Here is a 17,078-nt window from a genome sequence, read left to right as displayed (position 1 = left end):
GATCAACTCATGGTCGGCCATCCAGGCTTTAGCGATCTTTGGCTTCCTTGGCATCCATTTCTGCATTGCGCTCATGAACTTTCTTCAGCTGCTCTTCGGTCAGCGGCAATTTCTTCGCCGTATCGCGCAGCAGCATCAGCCCGCCTACAATCGAGCCAAGCGCTACGATGAGGATCAACCAGGCATACCAGGGCATTGTCTTTCTCCTGCAAGAACGGAAGGCACCGCTTGTATGATTTTTGAGCTAATACCTGTGCCGATGGTTCAATTATAGAGCGCGCCCATACTTGTAGTTCACTTAATATTTGGGGTCGCGTTGCGCCCCTAAAGCAGGCGACAGGGGCCTTAAGTGAACAGCATCACGCCCACACTTGGGCCAATTCTCATGACCCGCGGGCCCCCATGGCCACTTCACTTCGTTTACAATGCGCGCCGTTTACGACTTGCCAAGAGACCCCGACCATGTCCGCCTGCCAGACGCCCCTGATCGTCGCCCTCGATTTTCCTACCCGTGAGGCCGCTCTGAAGCTGGCTGACCAGCTCGATCCGGCGCTGTGCCGTGTGAAGGTTGGCAAGGAGCTGTTCACCAGCAGCGCTTCGGGCATCGTCGAGACCCTGTGTGCCAAGGGCTTCGAAGTATTCCTCGACCTCAAGTTCCACGATATCCCCAACACCACGGCGATGGCGGTAAAGGCTGCAGCCGAGATGGGCGTGTGGATGGTCAACGTGCATTGCTCCGGCGGCCTGCGCATGATGGCGGCCTGCCGTGAAGAGCTGGCCAAGCGCAGTGGTCCTCAGCCTTTGCTGATCGGTGTAACCGTACTGACCAGCATGGAGCGTGAAGACTTGGCGGGCATCGGCCTGGACATCGAGCCGCAAGAGCAGGTGCTGCGGCTGGCAGCCTTGGCCGAGAAGGCCGGGATGGACGGTCTGGTGTGCTCGGCGCTGGAAGCGCCGGCGCTCAAGGCGGCGCATCCGTCGCTGCAGTTGGTCACTCCAGGCATCCGCCCGGCTGGTAGCGCCCAAGACGATCAACGCCGCATTCTGACCCCGCGTCAGGCGCTGGATGCCGGCTCCGACTATCTGGTAATCGGGCGTCCTATCAGTCAGGCGGCCAATCCCGCCCAAGCTTTAGCAGCGGTGGTCGCGGAAATTCGCGGCTGATTAGGGGGCAGGGCTAAGGTCGGTCAGCTATGGCTAATGAGGCCGCTGCGCCGCCCAAGTACAGGCCCCGTGCCTTAGCTGACTGACATTCGGGCAAGGGCTGACTGGAATGCGCCCTTGCCCTGTCAGAGAAGTCGTACGTAGTTCCGATTTGTCCTACACGTTCGATGTATAATCGCTCCCGCGTCTGATAACCGGGTAGACAACGTGGAAGCTGTTGGCGTTAAGCATCGCACCAAGCAATTATCGATAAAGGATTTCGCAAATACTCAAAATATTGCGAAAGGGCCTGTATTCATCGTTGCGTCTGGTGCCTCGGCCAAGGACTTTCCACTCGAACGATTTGCTGATGTGCCAATGATCACAATGAACGGCGCAATTTCGTTGTTCAAGGACACCGGCATCAGGCCGTTCTTCTATGTTTGTTCGGATATCGGATTTCCACGACAGCAGCCGGATCTGTATGCCCAAGCGCTGCTGCTCAGCCATCGTTTGGCCATCCGGCCGGATGAGGTAGATTCACTACCGCAAGCGACATGCGCTGAAATTTTCCCGCTACGCAAGGCCAGCAGGACGACATTGTTCCAGGCTGTATTCAATGCGCAGCCTCAAATGGTCCGCAAGCGCACCTTCTGGAAAAACAGTACGCGAACCATTGGCTTTAGCAAGGACCTGTCCTACGGCTTTTTCGATGCGCGTACGGTTGCCTATGTCGCCCTTCAGATTGCCTACCATCTTGGTTTCAATAAGGTTTTTCTAGTAGGGGTAGACCTCAACCAGAATGCAGGGCGATTTTACGAAAATGGCGGTCGCGCGATTTCGCCGTGTGGGCTGGATGGTCACTATGAGCGCCGCATCCTGCCGTCTTTCGAGTTGATGTCAAAGCGCGTGATGGGCGAAAGATTTACGGTTTACAACCTCTCGCAGGATTCGAGAATACCCCATTCGGTTGTTCCGAAAATCACTGTCGATCAGGCGAAATCGATCATTCTTTCCAGCCGGTAAGCGTGCTATCCATCCTCGTTGAATTTTTTCAACCAGCTTTCGGCCGAAAGATAGACTGCTGCCCGTTGCAGTTGCCTCGGAAGTTAAAAGTTGTTGGGGCGCTCATACGACAGAGCGCCCTAATTTACAAATCAGACCTTCAATACCAACTTGCCAAAGTTCTCGCCGCTGAACAGCTTGAGCAGCGTCTCCGGGAAGGTGTCCAGCCCGTCCACCACATCTTCCTTGCTCTTGACCTTGCCACTGGCCAACCAGCCGGCGATCTCCTGCGCCGCCTTGCCGTATTCCTTGACGTGGTCCATCACCACGAAGCCTTCCATCCGCGCGCGATTGACCAGCAGCGACAGGTAGTTGGCCGGCCCTTTGACCGCTTCTTTGTTGTTGTACTGGCTGATCGCCCCGCAAATCACCACGCGCGCCTTGAAGTTCAAGCGGCTCAGTACGGCATCGAGGATATCCCCGCCGACGTTGTCGAAGTACACATCCACGCCCTTGGGGCACTCGCGCTTGAGGCCCGCCAGCACGTCTGCGGCCTTGTAGTCGATCACCCCGTCAAAACCCAGCTCATCCTTGAGGTACTGGCACTTCTGCGCGCCGCCGGCAATGCCGACCACCCGGCAGCCTTTGATCTTGGCGATCTGCCCGGCGATGCTGCCCACTGCGCCCGCGGCACCGGAGATCACTACGGTTTCCCCTTCCTTAGGCTGACCCACGTCGAGCAGGGCAAAGTAGGCGGTCATGCCGGTCATGCCCAGGGCCGAGAGATAGCGGGGCAGGGGGGCGAGCTTGGGGTCGATCTTGTGCAGGCCCTGCGGTTCGCCAGTGAAGTAATCCTGCACGCCGAGCGCGCCGCTGACGTGGTCGCCGGGTTGGAAACCTGGGTGCTTGGAGGCGACCACTTCACCCACGCCCAGGGCGCGCATGACCTGGCCCAGGCCCACTGGGGGAATGTAGGACTTGCCTTCATTCATCCAGCCGCGCATTGCAGGGTCAAGCGACAGGTACAGGTTCTTGACCTGGATCTGGTCCTCGGCCGGTTCACTGGCGGGGACTTGTTCGTAGGTGAAATCGTCACGGGTCACGGCGCCGACCGGGCGTTTGGCAAGCAGGAAGCGGCGGTTGGTCTGGGTCATGGCGAATCTCGCTGATAGTAGGCAAAGCCTGTTGATAGTGGTTGGCGCGCGGCGCGGCAAGGTTTACCGGTGTGGCGAATGCCGGGCGATCCACGCGGATGATCGGAAGCTACAGGCACAATCACTGGCAACGATGGTAGCTCAACCGCTGGCCTGATGATGCTGCCCCTGGCGGCGGTTGCCTGACTAGACTCAGGCTCGACTTCAATTTCTGTTGCAGGAGCGAGCGATGAGCATGACCTTTTCCGGCCAGGTCGCCCTGGTCACCGGGGGCGCGGCGGGTATCGGCCGGGCGACGGCACTGGCCTTCGCTGCCGAGGGGCTGAAGGTGGTAGTGGCCGACCGCGATGCGCTGGGTGGTGAGGCCACCGTGAGCTTGATTCGTGAGGCAGGGGGCGAGGCGCTGTTCCTGCCCTGCGATGTGACTCAGGACCGCGATGTGCGCCAACTGCACCAGGGCGTTATCGACGCCTATGGCCGTCTCGACTATGCCTTCAACAACGCCGGCATCGAGATTGAGAAGGGCCGCTTGGCCGAGGGCAGCGAAGAAGAGTTCGATGCGATCATGAGCGTCAACGTCAAGGGCGTGTGGTTGTGCATGAAGTACCAGTTGCCGTTGCTGCTGGCCCAGGGCGGTGGGGCGATCGTCAATACCGCGTCGGTGGCAGGCCTGTCGGCCGCGCCGAAGATGAGCATCTACGCCGCCTCCAAGCATGCAGTCATCGGCCTGACCAAGTCGGCGGCCATCGAGTATGCCAAGAAGGGCATTCGGGTTAACGCGGTGTGCCCGGCGGTGATCGACACCGATATGTTCCGCCGCGCCTATGAAGCCGACCCGCGCAAGGCCGAGTTCGCCGCAGCGATGCACCCGGTGGGGCGCATTGGCAAGGTCGAGGAAATTGCCAGTGCGGTGCTGTATCTGTGCAGTGACGGTGCGGCGTTCACCACCGGCCACTCGCTGACCGTGGACGGTGGTGCGTTGGCGATCTGAGGAAGGGTTATCCCGCGTTTGGCACTGTCCCTTTGAGGAAGATCTCGCGGCGCTCCAGGCGCCCGATATCTTCATGCTTGGCGATGGTAAACACCCAGTCGAACGCGGGCCGGTCGATGGCCGGGAAGTACCGCTCAAGCGCCTGGTCCACGTAGGCGTCGAAGTCTGCTTCGGTGATGTAGCGATAGATTTCCCGCAAGTACAGGAAGCCGAACTGAAAGCCAAGGGTTTCGCTAAAAAACGCCGTCGGCACGCAGAAACTGTTTTCCAGGTCGATGGCCAACGGTTGTTGGGTGTCGTCTCGCGGCAGCATGACATTGGCGGCCCACAGATCCATGTGGCTGATCCCCCGCTGGTGTAGGTCGTGCAGCAGTTCAAATGCCGCTCCGATCACGCTGTGCACTGCGCTCGGGTCGTTGCGAACCTTGCTCAAACCATCATCATGGGCATCCAGTAGTTCGGTGATCAGGTACAGGTCCTGCACCAAGCCAAGCTTGGAGCGGCTGTAACCAAAGCCGACCAGTCCAGCTACCCGCGCGCCACGTCGGGTGGCTTCGCGGGTGTTGATCAGTTCCTCGATGGTCCAGTCGTAGAGCCCCTTACTCCTTGGATTGCCGCGCTGCACCCGCCATTTCTTTTTCAGCGAATCGAGTTGCTCACGCTTGGTGAACAACCCACTTTCGCTGCAGGCCAGTGGTGCGCTGACGCGTTTGGCGCTAGGCGCCTGTTCGATCAGTTGCTTGAGCGCGCAGCGGGTCTTGGCTGCCAAGGGCGACTGAAAATGTAGCGTGGTATGGCTGTGGCTTAGTACATGGGGGTACTCGCTGCGCCAGGTGGGGGAATTGGGGTGCACGCTACATCCTTGGTAGTGTCAAAGTGCTATTGCTTGCTTTCAGTTATCTTACATTTTTTCACAAAATTCCTACAAATCTTTCATCTAATTCCGATCATTAACAGGCGGCTTCAACACGTTGTTCGCGCGCGCTGAGGTGAAGCATCGCCGCAACGATCAAGCAGCCTGTGAGCAGCACTGCGCCAAATGCTATCAGCGCCACTCGCGCCCCCAGCGCGTCACTGAGCAACCCGGTAAAAATCACTGGCAGGCTGAACCCCATGTACGCAAGCAGGAAGAACCCGGCACTGGCCCGGGTCTTTTCGCTGCCGGCCAATTGGTTCACCGCCGCCAACCCGCCGAGGTAGATGAAGCCATAGCAAGCGCTGCTCGCGGCCACCGCGCCGAGCAGCACAGCGAGCAGTGCGCCGCTGTCCGCGCCCCAGGCCAACAGGGCATAACTGCAAGGCAAGATGGCCAGCCCCAGCAGGGCCGCTTGGGCACTCGGCAAGCGTCGGGCCATGGGCTGGAACAGCAGGCCGCAGCTGATCACGCAGAAGGTGGAAAAGCCTGACCAGGCGCTCAAGCCGTGCTGACGCAAGATCCCGGGCAGCAACGCAATCACCAGGCCGACGCAGGCCCAGGCTAGGAGGATGGCGAAGCCATAGGCGAGGCTGCCGGCCGGGTAGCAGGGCAAGCGCAGCATGGCTGTGCGCTGTGCCGGGCGTGGATCGGGCAAGCGCCACACCAAAACGATGGCGATGAACGCCAGCAGCAGTTGCAGATGGAAGCTACCTGGGGTCAGGCTCGGTCCGGCTAGGAGGAACAGGCTGGTCAAGGCCGCGCCCAGGCCAAAGCCCAGCGAGGTGCTGGCAGTGACCCAGTTGGCGGCGCGGCTGCTGTCGCTGCCGGCCATCAACTCGCCCATGTAGGCGGTAGCCGTGGCTGAGGCAAGGCCGGTGCCCAGACCGAGGAACAGGCGCGCGACGCCGAGGGTTTCCAGGCTAGGGGTCAGCAGCATCAGCAGGGTGGCGAGCATCGACAGGCCTAGGGCGGCGAGGATCAGTGGCCGCCGGCCGATCCTATCTGCAAGGCCGCCCAGGGCCAGGAGTACTGGCAGTACGCCGAGCACGTAACCGGAGAAGGCCACGGCAGTGGCGGCGGCGCCGCGGCCGGAGAAGTCGGCGTAGGTGATGTAGAGCGGCGCTTGCAGGTTCACCGCGAAGGTGATGATGCACAGAGCGAAGGCCAGCAGGGCGGGGGCGTGGCGATTGGGCATTTCGGGGTGGTCCGTTGGTCTGTGGGTGTTTGTGCCGGCCCTATCGCGGGGCAAGCCCGCTCCCACCGGCGTCGATCACAGCGGCCACGTGGGAGCGGGCTTGCCCCGCGATAGGGCCGGCACTGGCCACACTGATGCCCAGCCGCTCCACCAACAAGACACACCCCCAGCCCATTTATGCTTAACTGTTCGCACAAAATCCGCGAACACTTGCCATGAACCTGCAGCTCGATCGCCTCAGCCCCACCCCTCTGGTCCAACAACTGACCGACCAGCTCCAGGCCTGGATCGAGCACCAGCGCCTGCGCCCCGGCGCGCGCTTACCCTCGATTCGCGCCCTGGCACGAACCCATCAGGTCAGCCCGTCGTGCGTGATCGAGGCTTACGATCGACTGGTCGCCAGTGGCTGGTTAGAAGCGCGCCACGGCACCGGCTTCTTCGTTGCCGAGCGCAAGCCGGGCCTGGAAGCAGCCGACGCTGAACACTGGGGAGAGGCGCTGGTGGGTAGTTGGCGCCAGTTCCGCGAAGGCCACGACGAGCTGCTCAAGCTCGGCTGCGGCTGGTTGCCCAACGCATGGCGCGCGGCTGAGGAACTGGCCCAGGCCATTCGCCAGGTCAGCCGTGGCAACCCTGCCGACTTGTTCGACTACAGCCCGCCGTTGGGCCTGAGCAGCCTGCGCCAGCAGTTGCACAAGCGGCTGGCGCGGCTGGATATTGCGGCGGGTGCCGAACGCATCCTCACCACCCAAGGCGCCAGCCATGGCCTCGATCTGCTGGTGCGCACGCTGCTGCGCTCAGGCGATACGGTACTGGTGGAAAACCCCGGTTACTACAACCTGTACAACCTGCTGCGCGCCCATCAAGTACGCATGCTGCCGGTTCCGCGTACCGTCCATGGCCCTGACTTGCAGGCACTGGAGCAGCTGTTGGCCGAGCATCGCCCGCGCTGCCTGTTCATCAACAGCCTGTACCACAATCCGACCGGCACCAGTCTGACGCCGAAGGCCGCCTACCGGCTGCTGGAATTGGCCCGCGAGCGAGACGTGCGGATCATCGAGGACGATATCTACGCCGATTTCCAGGAAGGTCCGGCCACCCGCCTGGCTACCCTCGACAGCGAGCAGAGGGTGATCTACCTGGCCAGTTTCTCCAAGACCCTCAGCAGTTCGCTGCGAGTCGGCTACCTGGTGGCCGACGAGGACCTGATTGCACGCTTGGCCGAGCTGAAAATGGTCAGTGGTATCGGCAACTCGCGCTTCGCCGAGCAGGTGGTGGCGCAGATGCTCGCCAATGGCAGCTATCGCAAGAGCGTGCAGCGTTTGCGCGTGCGTCTGGGGCAGCACATGGCCAAGTTGCTCGGCCAGCTTGAAGGCTATGGCTGGCAGGTGTTCTGTGAACCCTATGGTGGGATGTTCGTCTGGGCGCGGGTGCCAGGCCGCGACTTCGCGAGCCTTGAGCGGCTGGCACTGGAACATGCGGTGTTGCTCACGCCGGGCAGCGCCTTTGATGTTCAGGGGGCTGCCAGTGACTGGTTGCGGATCAATGTCGCCTACGGGCAGGACCAACGTGCCCAAGCCTTCCTTCAGCATGCAGGGCGACCTTCAGCGGCCTGAAAACGACACGCTCATAGCTATTTGACACCATTCTGGCGCCAAGGACTTGTGAGCATCCTCTCGCCATTGTCACTCTTGCCCTTCAGAAAAGCCTGACAGGGCGAGGGGGAATCGGCGATGGCAGTGACCAAGCACGGCGTTCTGGCCAATCTCGGCATGGCTCGCAAGCTCGGCTTGGGCTTTGCTTTAGTCCTGTTGCTGACCCTGGCGGTGGCGGCGATTGGCGTGTTCGCGCTGTACAGCGTTGGTCAGCGCTTTGATGGCTTACGCCAGATGACCCAGTTCAATACCGACCTGCTGCGCTTGCGCCAGCTCGAACAGGGCTTTGCCTTGCGTTCCGACAGTGAGGACGCCGAGGCTTTGCGCACTGGATTGCAAGTGCTGATCGAACGTGCCCGTGGGGTCGCGCAATTGAGCGCGAGCGAGGCTGACTTGACCGCCTATGGCCAGGCCTTCGACACCTTCGTTGAAGCTGTACAGGCCAAGGAGCTGGCGCTGGACATGGCCAGTTGGTCGGTCTCAAGCGTGGCCAATAACCTCGATGTACTGCAGGCGGGCCTGGCTGACGATGGCAGCTACACCCTCAAACAGTCCCAGGGCCAGCAAGGCGGTGAGTTTCTCGAACAGGCCGCGCAGGTGGCCCAGGTGTCGCGGCTGATGTTGCAGGCGATGGACGAGGCGCGGGTGCGTCTGGAGCAGGGGCGCAAAGGCGAGGAGGCGGTCAACCAAGGGCGGATCGCCCAGACCGTCGAGGCGGCCAGCCTGGTCGAGCAGCTCAAGACCTCGGTCAGCGACAGTGGTTACCAGAGTGTATTGGGCGAGGTCGCCGGGCATATCGCCAGCTTCGGCGAAAAACTCAACGAATACACCGATCTGCTGGCCCAAGAGCAGGGCCTCAAGGCGCAGTTGCAGGCGCGCGCCGACCAGGTCACCGCCAGGGTCGATCAGGCCTACAGCAATCAGCAACAGGCCATGCAGGGCGAGCTCAAACGCAACGCCCTGGCGATTGTTCTGGCCACTGCGCTGGCGCTGCTGGCTGGGGTGGTGGCGGCGTGGCTGATCACCCGTGCTGTAGTCGGCCCGCTCAAGCGGGTGATCACCCGTGCCCAACGGATTGCCGCCGGTGACTTAGGTATGCAGGCCGAAGCGCCGCGGGGCGATGAAGTCGGCCAGCTGTTGCAGGCCATGCAGCAGATGGCGGCGGGCCTGTCCGGCATGGTCAGTGGTTTGCAGCAGGGCATCGAGCAGTTGGCTGGCAGCGCTCAGTCGCTGTCGAGCGTGACTGAGCAGACCAACCGCGAGGTCGGCAGCCAGAAAGAAGAAACCGAGCAAGTTGCCACCGCCATGCAGCAGATGACCGCCACCGTGCACGACGTGGCCCGCAATGCCGAAGAAGCCGCCCAGGCCGCGCAGGCTGCCGATGACAAGGTCGAATCCGGCCAGCAGGTGGTGCGCCAGAGCATGCAGCGCATCGAACAGCTGGCGGCGGCGGCAGAGACCGCCAGCGCCGGCATCGAGAGTCTGAGTGCAGAGATTCATACCATTGGCGATGTGCTTGATGTGATTAAGAGCGTGGCCGAGCAGACCAACCTGCTGGCGCTCAATGCGGCGATCGAAGCAGCGCGGGCCGGGGAGCAAGGGCGCGGTTTTGCCGTGGTCGCCGATGAGGTGCGGGCTCTGGCCAGGAGGACCCGGCAATCGACCGAGGAGATCGAGCGTTTGGTCGCAAGCTTGCGTGGCAACGCCCAGCAGTCGGTGGCGCAGATTCGCGGCAGTACCGAACTGGTGCGCTTGGCGGTGGCGGATGCGCTGCATACCGAAAGCGCACTGGGTAGCATTGCCACGGCGGTGTCATTGATCCAGCAGATGAACCAGCAGATTGCCGCCGCGGCCGAGCAGCAGAGTTCGGTCGCCGAGGAGATCAGCCGCAGCGTCACGCAGATCCGCGGCAGTGCCGATCAGGCTGCGCTGGCGATGCGCGACAATGCCCAGTCGAGTGTGCAGCTGGCGCAGTTGGGGGATGAGTTGAAGGGGATGGTCGGGCATTTCAGGCTCTGAGCAGAGCCTGAGTAGCGTGTCGGCAGATCGGGCCTCATCGCAGCCTTGCAGGAGCGAGCTTGTCCCGCGATGAGGCCCGTTCAGCCATCGACATTTCAAGCCCTGCGCGGATTGAGGATCAGCAAGGTAATCACCCCCGCCACGATCCCCCAGAACGCCGAGCCAATCGAAAACAAGGTAAAGCCCGACGCCGTTACCATGAAGGTAATCAGCGCCGCCTCGCGCTCGCGCGCCTCACTCATGGCCACGCTCAAGCCATTCATGATCGAACCGAACAGCGCCAACGCCGCAATCGACAGCACCAGCTCCTTGGGCAGGGCGGCAAACAGTGCGGCCAAGGTCGCGCCGAACACGCCGGCGATGCCATAGAAGATCCCGCACCACACCGCTGCGGTATATCGCTTGCTCGGGTCTTCATGGGCGTGCGGCCCGGTGCAGATCGCCGCGCTGATCGCCGCCAGGTTCACCCCGTGCGAGCCAAACGGTGCCAGCAGCAACGAAGCAAAACCGGTCGCCGAGATCAGCGGCGAGGCCGGCACCTGGTAACCATCGGCGCGCAATACCGCCACCCCCGGCATGTTCTGCGAGGTCATCGCTACCACGAACAATGGGATGCCAATGCTGATGGTCGCTGCCAGCGAGAAGCTCGGCGTGGTCCACACCGGCTTGGCCACTTCCAGGTTGAAGCCGCTGAAATCCAGCAGGCCCATCGCGCCAGACAGCGCCGTACCCACTACCAACGCGGCCAGCACGCAATAGCGCGGTGACAGGCGCTTGACCAGCAGGTAACTGAAGAACATGCCCAGGACCAGCAAGGTCCGGTGCTGCGCGGCAACGAAAATCTCACTGCCGATCTTGAACAGGATCCCAGCCAGCAGCGCCGATGCCAGTGATGCTGGAATCCGTTTGACCAGGCGCTCGAAGCTGCCCGTCAGGCCGCAGATCAGCACCAGTACGGCGCAGGTGATATACGCGCCGATCGCTTCGCCGTAGCTGACGCCGCCTAAGCTGGTGATCAGCAGCGCCGCTCCCGGCGTCGACCAGGCCACGGTGATCGGTGTGCGATAGCGCAGCGACAGGCCAATGCTGCAGATCGCCATGCCGATCGACAGCGCCCAGATCCATGAGGAGATCTGCGCTGTGGTCAATCCGGCCGCCTGGCCGGCCTGGAACATCAACACCAGCGAGCTGGTGTAGCCGGTGAGCATGGCGATGAAGCCGGCGACCACCGCCGATGGGGAGCTGTCTGCCAATGGGCGCAGGCGCGCTGAAGTGGCATCGGTCATGGTGCAATCCTTGTACTTGTAAGCAGTTTTTGCAGACTAACGCGGCAAGCGTTGATCCTTGCCATACAGCGACCATTGCATTTAGCCGTACAGTCGCCAACTATTGGGCCTATATCGGCAACTGCATTGAAGGGGAGGGGCGATGTACAAGGTCTATGGGGACTACCAGTCGGGCAACTGCTACAAGATCAAGCTGATGCTGCATTTGCTCGATCGTCCGTATCAATGGCATCCGGTGGACATTCTCAAGGGTGAGACCGAGACGCCGGAGTTTCTCGCCATGAACCCCAATGGCAAGGTGCCGGTGCTGGAGCTCGAAGATGGCAGTTATCTTTGGGAGTCCAACGCGATTCTCAACTTCTTGGCTGACGGCAGCGAGTTTTTGCCCAGCGAGCCGCGTCTGCGTACCCAGGTGTTGCAGTGGCAGTTTTTCGAGCAGTACAGCCATGAGCCGTACATTGCGGTGGCGCGCTTCATCCAGTTTTATCTGGGCCTGCCGCAGGAGCGGCTTGAGGAATACAAGGGGCTGCACAAGGGCGGCTATAAGGCGCTGCGGGTGATGGAAAAGCAGCTGCAGATGACGCCGTATCTGGTCGGGCAGCAGTATTCGATTGCCGATGTGGCGTTGTATGCCTATACCCATGTGGCGCACCAGGGTGGGTTTGATCTGGGCGCATACCCTGCGGTGCAGGCGTGGTTGGCGCGGGTGGCTTCGCATCCGCGGCATGTGCCGATGGGCGAGTAACGCTATCGCGGGGCAAGCCCGCTCCCACGTGTGTAGCTGCATTGGCGCAAGTCAGGCGAGAGCTGGCTGCGTGGGAGCGGGCTTGCCCCGCGATGAGGCCGGCACCGCCCCCAAAAAATCAAACGCCGGCGAAACGCTTGTCCAGGTAGGCAATGATTTCCTTGGACTCATACATCCAGGTCACCTGGCCTTGTTCCTCGATGCGCAAGCACGGCACCTTCACCCGACCGCCACCTTCAAGCAGGGCCTGGCGGTGTTGCGGGTCGTTCTTGGCATCACGCAGCGCCACCGGCACATTCAGCCGATGCAAGTTGCGTCGGGTCTTGACGCAGAACGGGCAGGCGTGGAACTGGTACAGCGCCAGGCCCTTGGCCTGTTGCTCGACCAGCGCCTGGGCGGCCGGGTCACGCTTTTGCTTGGCCGGGCGGCTGATCCAGTCGCCGAACACGATAAGCTGGCCGAGGCCGACCCGCAGGGCTTTGACGATCATGGGCAACTCCTGAACAAATAAAAAGCCGACCCTGAGGGCCGGCTTGGGATCACGCGCCGATCACTTGATCAGGCTGAGGAACTCGCTGCGAGTCGCGGCGTTTTCGCGGAACTGGCCGAGCATCACCGAAGTGATCATGGTCGAGTTCTGCTTCTCGACACCGCGCATCATCATGCACATGTGCTTGGCTTCGATGACCACCGCAACGCCGGCAGCGCCAGTGACCTGCTCGATGGCTTCGGCAACCTGGCGGCTCAGGTTTTCCTGGATCTGCAGGCGGCGGGCGAACATGTCGACGATCCGCGCAACCTTGGACAGGCCCAGTACTTTGCCTTGTGGCAGGTAGGCCACATGAGCCTTGCCGATGAACGGCAGCATGTGGTGCTCGCACATCGAGTAGAGCTCGATGTCCCGGACCAGCACCATCTCGCTGTTGTCGGAGCTGAACAGCGCGCCGTTGGTGACCTCTTCCAGGGTCTGTTCATAACCGCGGCAAAGGTACTTCATGGCCTTTGCGGCCCGCTTGGGCGTGTCCAGCAAGCCCTCACGGGAGACGTCCTCGCCAAGTTGGCTGAGGATCTCGGTGTAGTTCTGTTCCAGGGACATGTATCTACCTGTAGGGAATAAACGCAAAAAAGAAGGGTACGGCGGCAAGGGCGGCGCTGCAAGCGCGGCGTTATTCGTCGCGCCCGTCGAGCATGGTCCGTTTGAGTATCACGTACACCGCGCCGGTGCCGCCGTGGCGCGCCTGGCAGGAGGTGAAGCCCAGTACTTGCGGGTGCTGGCGCAGCCAGGTGTTGACGTGGCTCTTGATCATCGGCCGCTTGCCGTCCAGCCGCGCTGCCTTGCCATGGGTAACCCGCACGCAACGCACTTCCAGCTTGGTCGCCTCGGCGAGAAACGCCCAGAGGATCTCGCGGGCCTTTTCCACGCTCATGCCGTGCAGGTCGATGCTGCCTTCGAAAGGGATCTGACCGAGCTTGAGCTTGCGGATCTGGCCTTCCTGCACGCCGTCGCGACGCCACATCAGCTCGTCTTCGGCGCCCACGTCGATGACGAACTGATCGGACATGCCATCGACCACCAACGGTTGGTCGCTGCGCACCGTAGCCGACTGGCGCAAGCCGGCCAGCTGCTTGCGGTCAGCCTTGGGTTTGCCGACCTCGGCACGGTCGTGCTTGATCGGCTTGACGCCGCGCACTTCGGCATGGAACAGGGAAAAATCGTCGTCTTGCATGCAGGCCTCCACGTGGGCGGCGTAGTTTACGCGAGTGCGCGCCTGCGTACACCTGTGCTGGCCCCATCGCGGGACAAGCCCGCTCCCACGAGTTATGTGCAGCGCTATGGCGCCATCACGTGGGCTTGCCCCGACCGACAGCCAACTCAGTCGTACTCTTTCATCAGATGCGGTGGCCATTACGTGGGAGCGGGCTTGCCCCCCGATGAGGCCAGCACTGACAGCCAACTCAGTCGTGCTTTTTCATCAAATGCGGCGACAGGTTCAACTCCCTCCCACGACGCAGGCGAATCCGACTACGGCGCCAGAAACGCACGCCCATCCACAGCAACAACAACCCCACCGCCAGCAAGATGCCCGACAGCGGCCGATTGGCATTGAGTTCGGCAAGCGCAGCGTAATTGCCCAGCAGACCGGCAAAACCGGCCATCGCCAGGAGTATGCCGAGCGTCGCCAGCAGGGCAGACAGCCCGGCAGCCAGGCGTGCGCCCCAGTTACGCGGTTCGCGCGGGCGCAGGCGCTTGGCGTCGAAACTGCCTTTGAGCTTCATTCCGATTTCCTCTATGGGTATCCGGAGTTCGACCTGCCCGTGGCTATCAGGTTCCGCCCGTCTGCCGGGCGGTCATGCGCTCAGACCAGGCTGGCGGTTGGGGCGACGCAGGCGAAGTTGTCGGCCATCACGGCCATTTCGCACTGGTGGATCTGCGCGGCAGGAATCACGCCATCCTTGAACGCCAGGTCGCGGGTTGCCGAAGCATCCTCGACCAGCGTGCAACGATAACCATAGTCCTTGGCGCGGCGCACGGTGGTGCTGACGCTGGAGTGGCTCATGAAGCCGCAGACGATCAGGTCCAGGTGGCCTTTGTCCTGCAGGGTTTCGTGCAGCTTGGTGTTCTTGAAGGCGTTGGGCATGCGCTTTTCGATGATGATTTCATCGCCACGCGGCTCAAGGCCTTCGATGAATTCGCCGCGCGGGCCCTGTGGGTCGAACAGGCCGCCAACGGTACCTAGGTGACGGACGTGGATGATCGGGCGACCGGCTTTACGCGCGGCGTCGAGCAACCTGGCGATGTTGGCCACGGCCTCGTCCATGCCCGACAGCGCCAGGGGACCGCTGAGGTACTCCTTCTGCGCATCGATGATGATCAGGCTGGCGTTGCCCAGCTTGGCCGGCGGGTAGTCGCGGCCACTGAGGCGGAACATCGTGGTTGGAACGGACATCAAGGGCTCCTTCAGTAGGGCTTTTGTGCGCCTATTCTCCCTTGCTTGGCCGCTAATGGGAATGGTTGACATCGTAACCTGCGTGTTTACTGGCCTGTGGCTACTTGTTGGGGATTGGGTGGAACATTTCAGCGGGTGGGCCTGTTAGACTTTTGTCCTGTCTGAAAAGGAGTACCCCGTGATCACATCCCGCCTGCGCACCCTGCGCGACTACATCCGCTGGGCAGTCAGCCGCTTCCACGAGCATGAGCTGTTCTTCGGCCACGGTGCCGACAACGCCTGGGACGAGGCCCGCCTGCTGGTGCTGGGCGCCGTGCACCTGCCATGGGAGGTGGCCGACAGCTACCTGGATTGCCAGCTCGAGGATGACGAGCGAGTGCGTCTGCAGCATCTGCTCAAGCGCCGCATCGAAGAGCGCGTGCCCACCGCCTACCTGCTCGGCGAGGCCTGGTTCTGCGGTATGTCGTTCCTGGTCGATGAGCGTGTGCTGGTGCCGCGTTCGCCGATTGGCGAGCTGATCGAAAAACGTTTCGAGCCGTGGCTGGCGCAAGAGCCGGCCCGCATTCTTGACCTGTGCACGGGCTCCGGCTGCATCGGTATCGTTGCCGCCGAGGTGTTCCCTGAGGCGCAAGTGGTATTGGCCGATTTGTCGTTCGACGCGCTGGAAGTGGCCAACCAGAACATCGAACGCCATGGTCTGGATGAGCGGGTGTTCACCGTGCAGGGCGATGGCTTCGCTGGGTTGCCGGGGCAGCGCTTCGACTTGATCCTGTCCAACCCGCCGTATGTCGATGCCGAAGATTTTGCCGACATGCCGGCCGAATACCAGCATGAGCCGGAGCTGGGTTTGGCGTGCGGTAACGATGGCCTGGACCTGGTACGGCGGATGTTGGCCGAGGCGGCTGATCACCTGACCGAGAAAGGCTTGCTGATCGTCGAGGTGGGCAACAGCCAGGTGCATGTCGAGACGCTGTACCCGGAAGTCGATTTTGCCTGGCTGGAGTTCGAGCGCGGCGGCCATGGGGTGTTCATGTTGACGGCTGAACAGTGCCGCCAGCATCAGGAGCTGTTCAGCTCGCGCGTCTGAAGCCAATGGGCCTGTGGGGGCGGGCTTGTCCCGCGATAGCGTTAGACCAGGCGACATCTATCGCATTGGCCATCGCTATCGCGGGACAAGCCCGCTCCCACCAGTGCGACCGCGAAGAGCCGCATGGCGCCTAGCGCGTAGCGATCCAGATCAACAGCCCCGCCTGGAACACCGCAAACGCCACCAGGCAGGTAATGGTAAAGCGCAGCCCGCTGTCTTCGCGGCGGTACTTGGCCACCCGCTCATCGCGCTCGCGCAGTTGCGCTTCTTTTTCCTGCAACGTCTGCTCGGCCTGTTGCAGCATGCCGGCCGATTCCAGCGTATCGATCCTTTGGACCTTCTCGGCGTTCCAGCCGCCCTTGAGCTGACCGACCGCCACCTCCACGGTGCGCCCCTTGAGCACCTGGCCGTCGGTGTACTCCACCTCTACACCGATACTGCGCAAGACATGGTCGCGGCGCAGGCGGGTGTCTTCGTTGAGCGCATCCTTGTTCGGCAGGGTCATGCCTTCAACGCGGTAGTGCGACCAGTTGGCCTGCAACCACTGCACTGCCTGGCCCAGCAGGTAGCGGCCCAGACCACGGTTGAGCGGTTCTATTTGCAGCCCGGCTTCAGCGCCAATGCTGACCCGCCGCTGGCCGTGATCGACACGGATATCCAGCTGGTTCTGCTCTTTTCGCACTTTCTGCCCGGGCAAGCGGATTTCCATGCGTAGCAGGCTGTGCTCCTTGCTGTGCCGCTCGACATAGCCGAACTGCACGAAGCGCAGCGGCCGGGCGCCACTGTTGCGGTCGGTGGGCAACGGCGCCAGGCGCAGCAGCTGGAAATGTTCAGCGGCCACATCCGCCCAGGGCAGCGGGGCGCTCTCCGGGGCTTGCGGCTCTTCGGTCGCCTCAGCGGCGGGGGCATCGGTCATCACGGGCTTCCTCACATGCAC

At 62.0% G+C, this 17,078-nt stretch carries 18 protein-coding genes and 1 pseudogene; 8 read left to right on the top strand and 11 right to left on the bottom strand.

Annotation, left to right across the window (positions count from 1 at the left end):
• Window positions 1-28: 28 nt before the first annotated feature.
• A complete protein-coding gene (locus ACF8K2_RS10930) occupies window positions 29-196 on the bottom strand; it encodes a DUF2897 family protein (protein ID WP_186554781.1) in 168 nt (55 codons plus the stop codon).
• 266 nt (window positions 197-462) lie between these two features.
• Between ACF8K2_RS10930 and pyrF the strand changes: the two genes are divergently transcribed.
• Complete coding sequence (gene pyrF / locus ACF8K2_RS10925; RefSeq protein ID WP_368973572.1) at window positions 463-1,164, top strand: orotidine-5'-phosphate decarboxylase; 702 nt, start codon at window positions 463-465, stop codon at window positions 1,162-1,164.
• Window positions 1,165-1,371: 207 nt separating this feature from the next.
• Window positions 1,372-2,169 (top strand): lipopolysaccharide biosynthesis protein, encoded by a 798-nt coding sequence (locus ACF8K2_RS10920; protein ID WP_392464778.1) that lies wholly within the window; start codon window positions 1,372-1,374, stop codon window positions 2,167-2,169.
• Window positions 2,170-2,300: 131 nt separating this feature from the next.
• On the opposite strand, the gene ACF8K2_RS10915 is transcribed toward ACF8K2_RS10920, so the two are convergent.
• Window positions 2,301-3,302, bottom strand: a complete 1,002-nt coding sequence (locus ACF8K2_RS10915) for an NADP-dependent oxidoreductase (protein WP_392464776.1) — start codon at window positions 3,300-3,302, stop codon at window positions 2,301-2,303.
• Between the two features lie 229 nt (window positions 3,303-3,531).
• Between ACF8K2_RS10915 and ACF8K2_RS10910 the strand changes: the two genes are divergently transcribed.
• Window positions 3,532-4,293: an SDR family oxidoreductase gene (locus ACF8K2_RS10910; RefSeq protein WP_392464775.1), complete on the top strand. Its 762-nt coding sequence runs from the start codon at window positions 3,532-3,534 to the stop codon at window positions 4,291-4,293.
• A 7-nt stretch (window positions 4,294-4,300) separates the two neighbouring features.
• On the opposite strand, the gene ACF8K2_RS10905 is transcribed toward ACF8K2_RS10910, so the two are convergent.
• Together ACF8K2_RS10905 and ACF8K2_RS10900 are read right to left on the bottom strand one after the other, a co-directional pair.
• Complete coding sequence (locus ACF8K2_RS10905; protein ID WP_392464772.1) at window positions 4,301-5,146, bottom strand: lipopolysaccharide kinase InaA family protein; 846 nt, start codon at window positions 5,144-5,146, stop codon at window positions 4,301-4,303.
• A 97-nt stretch (window positions 5,147-5,243) separates the two neighbouring features.
• A complete protein-coding gene (locus ACF8K2_RS10900; RefSeq protein WP_392464770.1) occupies window positions 5,244-6,404 on the bottom strand; it encodes an MFS transporter in 1,161 nt (386 codons plus the stop codon).
• Window positions 6,405-6,619: 215 nt separating this feature from the next.
• Here ACF8K2_RS10900 and ACF8K2_RS10895 point away from each other — a divergent pair, with 215 nt between their 5' ends.
• The 3 genes and pseudogenes from ACF8K2_RS10895 (at window position 6,620) to ACF8K2_RS10885 (ending at window position 10,075) form a co-directional block, all read left to right on the top strand.
• Window positions 6,620-8,017: a PLP-dependent aminotransferase family protein gene (locus ACF8K2_RS10895; protein WP_392464768.1), complete on the top strand. Its 1,398-nt coding sequence runs from the start codon at window positions 6,620-6,622 to the stop codon at window positions 8,015-8,017.
• A gap of 117 nt (window positions 8,018-8,134) precedes the next feature.
• A pseudogene (locus ACF8K2_RS10890) lies at window positions 8,135-9,214 on the top strand (HAMP domain-containing protein); the annotation flags it as partial.
• The gene (locus ACF8K2_RS10885; RefSeq protein ID WP_392464842.1) at window positions 9,203-10,075 is read left to right on the top strand and encodes a methyl-accepting chemotaxis protein; all 873 of its coding nucleotides are present in this window, start codon (window positions 9,203-9,205) and stop codon (window positions 10,073-10,075) included. The pseudogene ACF8K2_RS10890 and the gene ACF8K2_RS10885, both read left to right, overlap by 12 nt.
• Window positions 10,076-10,170: 95 nt before the next feature.
• On the opposite strand, the gene ACF8K2_RS10880 is transcribed toward ACF8K2_RS10885, so the two are convergent.
• On the bottom strand, window positions 10,171-11,361 hold the full coding sequence (locus ACF8K2_RS10880; protein ID WP_392464767.1) for a benzoate/H(+) symporter BenE family transporter: 1,191 nt from the start codon (window positions 11,359-11,361) through the stop codon (window positions 10,171-10,173).
• 142 nt (window positions 11,362-11,503) lie between these two features.
• On the opposite strand from ACF8K2_RS10880, the gene ACF8K2_RS10875 reads away from it, so the two are divergent.
• The gene (locus tag ACF8K2_RS10875; protein WP_186554790.1) at window positions 11,504-12,106 is read left to right on the top strand and encodes a glutathione S-transferase family protein; all 603 of its coding nucleotides are present in this window, start codon (window positions 11,504-11,506) and stop codon (window positions 12,104-12,106) included.
• A 118-nt stretch (window positions 12,107-12,224) separates the two neighbouring features.
• On the opposite strand, the gene ACF8K2_RS10870 is transcribed toward ACF8K2_RS10875, so the two are convergent.
• The 5 genes from ACF8K2_RS10870 to ACF8K2_RS10850 all read right to left on the bottom strand — a co-directional run bounded on the left by ACF8K2_RS10870 (window position 12,225) and on the right by ACF8K2_RS10850 (window position 15,054).
• The gene (locus ACF8K2_RS10870) at window positions 12,225-12,596 is read right to left on the bottom strand and encodes a glutaredoxin (protein ID WP_186554791.1); all 372 of its coding nucleotides are present in this window, start codon (window positions 12,594-12,596) and stop codon (window positions 12,225-12,227) included.
• Window positions 12,597-12,656: 60 nt separating this feature from the next.
• A complete protein-coding gene (gene folE, locus ACF8K2_RS10865) occupies window positions 12,657-13,202 on the bottom strand; it encodes a GTP cyclohydrolase I FolE (RefSeq protein WP_186554792.1) in 546 nt (181 codons plus the stop codon).
• 70 nt (window positions 13,203-13,272) lie between these two features.
• Window positions 13,273-13,833, bottom strand: a complete 561-nt coding sequence (locus tag ACF8K2_RS10860) for a Smr/MutS family protein (protein ID WP_186554793.1) — start codon at window positions 13,831-13,833, stop codon at window positions 13,273-13,275.
• A 229-nt stretch (window positions 13,834-14,062) separates the two neighbouring features.
• On the bottom strand, window positions 14,063-14,383 hold the full coding sequence (locus tag ACF8K2_RS10855; RefSeq protein WP_264237107.1) for a hypothetical protein: 321 nt from the start codon (window positions 14,381-14,383) through the stop codon (window positions 14,063-14,065).
• A gap of 80 nt (window positions 14,384-14,463) precedes the next feature.
• Window positions 14,464-15,054 carry a cysteine hydrolase family protein gene (locus ACF8K2_RS10850; RefSeq protein ID WP_186554795.1) on the bottom strand — a complete coding sequence of 197 codons (591 nt, stop codon included), beginning with the start codon at window positions 15,052-15,054 and terminating at the stop codon, window positions 14,464-14,466.
• Window positions 15,055-15,232: 178 nt separating this feature from the next.
• Between ACF8K2_RS10850 and prmB the strand changes: the two genes are divergently transcribed.
• Entirely contained in the window at window positions 15,233-16,141 is a 909-nt protein-coding gene (gene prmB, locus ACF8K2_RS10845) for a 50S ribosomal protein L3 N(5)-glutamine methyltransferase (RefSeq protein ID WP_186554796.1), read from the top strand.
• Window positions 16,142-16,271: 130 nt separating this feature from the next.
• Here the strand turns inward: prmB and ACF8K2_RS10840 are convergent, their stop codons facing one another.
• Window positions 16,272-17,057 (bottom strand): hypothetical protein, encoded by a 786-nt coding sequence (locus ACF8K2_RS10840; RefSeq protein ID WP_312154113.1) that lies wholly within the window; start codon window positions 17,055-17,057, stop codon window positions 16,272-16,274.
• Between the last annotated feature and the right edge of the window lie 21 nt (window positions 17,058-17,078).

Origin of the sequence: Pseudomonas sp. xss_2, assembly GCF_043104195.1 — a bacterium.
GTDB lineage: Bacteria > Pseudomonadota > Gammaproteobacteria > Pseudomonadales > Pseudomonadaceae > Aquipseudomonas > Aquipseudomonas urmiensis.
Note: the sequence above shows the minus strand (reverse complement) of the source record. Positions and strands in the feature narration are given on the sequence as shown.

Coding starts and splice junctions, on each gene's coding strand:
- ACF8K2_RS10930 (WP_186554781.1), bottom strand. CDS start 196: ATGCCCTGGTATGCCTGGTTGATCCTCATCGTAGCGCTTGGCTCGATT.
- pyrF (WP_368973572.1), top strand. CDS start 463: ATGTCCGCCTGCCAGACGCCCCTGATCGTCGCCCTCGATTTTCCTACC.
- ACF8K2_RS10915 (WP_392464776.1), bottom strand. CDS start 3,302: ATGACCCAGACCAACCGCCGCTTCCTGCTTGCCAAACGCCCGGTCGGC.
- ACF8K2_RS10910 (WP_392464775.1), top strand. CDS start 3,532: ATGAGCATGACCTTTTCCGGCCAGGTCGCCCTGGTCACCGGGGGCGCG.
- ACF8K2_RS10900 (WP_392464770.1), bottom strand. CDS start 6,404: ATGCCCAATCGCCACGCCCCCGCCCTGCTGGCCTTCGCTCTGTGCATC.
- ACF8K2_RS10895 (WP_392464768.1), top strand. CDS start 6,620: ATGAACCTGCAGCTCGATCGCCTCAGCCCCACCCCTCTGGTCCAACAA.
- ACF8K2_RS10885 (WP_392464842.1), top strand. CDS start 9,203: ATGCAGCAGATGGCGGCGGGCCTGTCCGGCATGGTCAGTGGTTTGCAG.
- ACF8K2_RS10880 (WP_392464767.1), bottom strand. CDS start 11,361: ATGACCGATGCCACTTCAGCGCGCCTGCGCCCATTGGCAGACAGCTCC.
- ACF8K2_RS10875 (WP_186554790.1), top strand. CDS start 11,504: ATGTACAAGGTCTATGGGGACTACCAGTCGGGCAACTGCTACAAGATC.
- ACF8K2_RS10870 (WP_186554791.1), bottom strand. CDS start 12,596: ATGATCGTCAAAGCCCTGCGGGTCGGCCTCGGCCAGCTTATCGTGTTC.
- folE (WP_186554792.1), bottom strand. CDS start 13,202: ATGTCCCTGGAACAGAACTACACCGAGATCCTCAGCCAACTTGGCGAG.
- ACF8K2_RS10860 (WP_186554793.1), bottom strand. CDS start 13,833: ATGCAAGACGACGATTTTTCCCTGTTCCATGCCGAAGTGCGCGGCGTC.
- ACF8K2_RS10855 (WP_264237107.1), bottom strand. CDS start 14,383: ATGAAGCTCAAAGGCAGTTTCGACGCCAAGCGCCTGCGCCCGCGCGAA.
- ACF8K2_RS10850 (WP_186554795.1), bottom strand. CDS start 15,054: ATGTCCGTTCCAACCACGATGTTCCGCCTCAGTGGCCGCGACTACCCG.
- ACF8K2_RS10840 (WP_312154113.1), bottom strand. CDS start 17,057: ATGACCGATGCCCCCGCCGCTGAGGCGACCGAAGAGCCGCAAGCCCCG.